This window comes from Lacticaseibacillus salsurae, from assembly GCF_045862175.1.
Taxonomy (GTDB): domain Bacteria; phylum Bacillota; class Bacilli; order Lactobacillales; family Lactobacillaceae; genus Lacticaseibacillus; species Lacticaseibacillus salsurae.
The window spans coordinates 1-3186 of the sequence record NZ_BAAFZI010000107.1 but is presented as its reverse complement, the minus strand read 5'-3'; the positions used below and the strand labels follow the sequence as shown (position 1 = coordinate 3186).

Genomic DNA, 3186 nt, shown 5'->3' with positions numbered 1-3186 from the left:
AGATCGCTTCTCTCTACTTGTTGTGTGGTAACTCAATTAGAGGACAAGCGGTCTTCTTTTGTCAAACCGTTTTTCGGGGTTATCCTATTACTTACTTTTCCCTCCCGAGGAATACTTTACACTAAGCATTGGGGTATACCAATCTCTGTGGGGCCGGTTGTTTGAATTTGGAACTCCGGCTGACCGTTACTGCATCGAGAGGGTCCTCAGGAAAGCTAGCCGGGATGTCTCGCTACGCTCCCCACCCGCCGGATCTTTCCTTGCGGCTTTCCGTAAGCGATAAATCGCTAACGGAAATCTCACGATGCAGTAACGATCAGCCTCCGTTCCAAATTCAAACAACTTCCGCTATCGCTAACACTAGACAACTGGTCATACTTTGATATGAGTTAGGCACTAGTATGTTATACCTACTAGCGGCAACTGGGCTATTCAGTCAGCTTATCTGTTCGGGAAAATCTGATGGTGGCGATGAATTGGACAGTTTTCCGTAGCCACACCACTTTTCTTTCTAACCTCGAAATGCGTATCGCACTGTATGTTAGCGATTCTCACGAAGAAAATCTGGTGGGGGAGGCAAAAAACGCGTAGGCGGGCTGGTCATCAGCCGTGGGGGCACTTAGCGGTTTACCGCTTAGTTCCCAGCGAGAAGGAGATCCACTTTGCGTTTATGAGCGTAGCGAATGCAAAGTTAGCTCCGATGAGTGCCATAGCGTTCCATGACCAGCCCGCCGGAGCGCTTTTTGCCGTAGCCGCCAGATTTTCGTGTTCCAATGGTAAGAAAAAGCTTGGCCACAGCGGCCAAGCTTGCCATTATTTTGATTCAGTTTTTATGGTACTGATCTGATGCGTCTTGCTCCAAACTTCATAGAAGAAACGGGTGGGTTTGTGAAACAAGGCCCAAATGAAGTTGACGCTAATAAACATTAACACCACGCCAAACAAGCTCAACAGCGCCACGTTCAAGTCGCTTTGATGGAACTTGGAGAAGATCTCTTCAAACATCAAGAAAAATCCCCGCAAGCTTTGTAACGCCACGCCGTACAACAAGAATGCGCGCACGCACAAGGCCCAAAATCCAGCAGGGTGTTCGTTTGCATCCACCACTTGAATGCGGACCAAGCGCTTGCCCCAAGTGGCGCCGTGATCGACCCAAGGCACCAACACATGGGCAAAAAATACTGGCAATACCCATGTCATCAATACGCCAGGCAACAGCTTTTCAACCCCTAATAACCGCGCCAATAGGCTCAACACCCCAGCGGCGATGCCGACGACGACCATATTGTCCAAAATAAACGCGACCAAACGCCGCGTAAAGCTAACGCGCAGGCCGGCTTGGCGGCTTTGTTGATCCATCGCCTCTCGCGTGGGAAAAGCATGCATCAACGCCGGCGCCAGTAAAGCGCCGATCAACCCGCCAGTAGAGTTACAGATCAGATCATCCACATCAAACAAGCGGTATGGTCGCGGATAATAGCCATATAATCCAGACAGTTGCGTGAGTTCAAAAAACAGCGACAAGCCTAAACTCATCAACCAAGCCTGCCACCACGGGCGTTTGAAGTAATAGCGCAAGTACACGCCAAATGGGATGGTCAATACGATGTTGAATACCGGTTGAATAAAGCCAGGTTGCTTCATTGCCGCCAGCCACGTGCGCGGGTGTAGCGGCGAAAAAACAGTCGTGTGGATAAATTCGCGCAAAGCCGTCAGTGGGATCAAGTTGTATTTCGCTGTGGTCAGTTGCGCCACACTTTGGCGACTAGGCAGCGGCAAAATGATCAAGAAATAAGCAGCCAACAAGTAAAACACGAAGCTGTAGATCACCACCGCGCGCCATTTTAAAAAACTACCGTATTTGCGATATTGGCCGATCAAAAAAGGCAGTGCCAACACCAACGCCAAAATCGGGAAGGTCAACACTGCCATTTTCACCGGATAAAGGTAGGCACTCACTTGGAAAGTTCCTCCAGCTTGGCCGCATTCTTATCCATATAATTGCCAGCCACTGCATGTAAGGTGTTGGCTTTGGTGTCGACTTCATCCACGCGGATCAAGCTGGTGTAATCCGATACCATCCGATCGCCTGAGAAGTTGCCTTCTGCAAAAACAGAAATACCGACTAACTTGGCGTCAAATTCTGCGATCAAAGAACGCATCCCGTTAACAGTGCCGCCGCCTTTCATGAAGTCATCCACGATCAGCACGCCAGAACCGGCGGCCAATGAGCGCTTGGACAATTCCATTTTTTCGATGCGAGCCGAGCTTGCAGAAACATAGTTGACCGAAACCGTGGAGCCTTCAGTGATCTTAGAATCGCGGCGCACGATCACAAACGGCACGTTCAAGAATTGACTGACTGATTGGGCGATCGGAATGCCTTTAGTGGCAACCGTCATCACAGCATCAACTTTTTGATCGAGATATTGGGTGGCGATCAAGCGGCCGATCTGGCGCAACACGTCTGGTGTGCCAAGCAGATCAGATAAATAAACATAGCCACCTGGCAACAAGCGATCAGTTTCACTTAAGCGCTTGGCCATGGCGCCGATAAATTCAGTCGCTTCGGCTTTGCCCATGATCGGAATGTAGCGCACCCCACCAGCGGCGCCTGGAACAGTTTCCAAAATGCCAGTTTGGCGTTGGGCAAAGGTGCGGCGAACGATCGCCAGATCTTCTGAAATCGAGGATTTAGCGGATTCGTACCGTTTGGAAAAGAAGGTCAGCGGTACCAAGGTGTGTGGCCGTTCTAATAAATAGCGCGTCATGTCGATCAGCCGATCACTGCGGCGAACTTTCATAAGTATATCTCCTTAATTGATTGAGCAGCATCATTTGCTGGTGTTGCTTGGACTAACTCCGAATATTTGGATTATCACGATATATGTCGATTCGATCTGCTTAATTATAGGCGAATATCCGTGAAATTCCTAGAACTTTTAGCAAATTTCATCCGAACGTTCGTTAATAATCATAAAAATCAAAACACAAACAGTTTAATATTCTGCCGGAATTCTGCGGACTTGTCAAGTTTTATCGGCGTTCAACTCAATGTAGTGTCGTTCGCCAGCGATAAAGTCTTAAGTAAGAAGTAACCGACTTTGTCCAACCCACACCCTCTGTGGCATTATTAATGCTTTAGGAGGGATTCACATGAAAGAGGTTGTCCTAACCATGAAAGAG

2 protein-coding genes are annotated in these 3186 nt (G+C 48.7%); both read right to left on the bottom strand.

All coding sequences use genetic code 11. The features are described 5' to 3' along the window. Positions 1 to 813 precede the first annotated feature (813 nt). A complete protein-coding gene (locus ACKTSG_RS13890) occupies positions 814 to 1959 on the bottom strand; it encodes a VanZ family protein (protein ID WP_407895598.1) in 1146 nt (381 codons plus the stop codon). After that, positions 1956 to 2804 (bottom strand): pur operon repressor, encoded by an 849-nt coding sequence (gene purR, locus ACKTSG_RS13885; protein ID WP_407895596.1) that lies wholly within the window; start codon positions 2802 to 2804, stop codon positions 1956 to 1958. Before purR ends, ACKTSG_RS13890 begins: the two co-directional genes overlap by 4 nt. Positions 2805 to 3186: the final 382 nt, after the last annotated feature.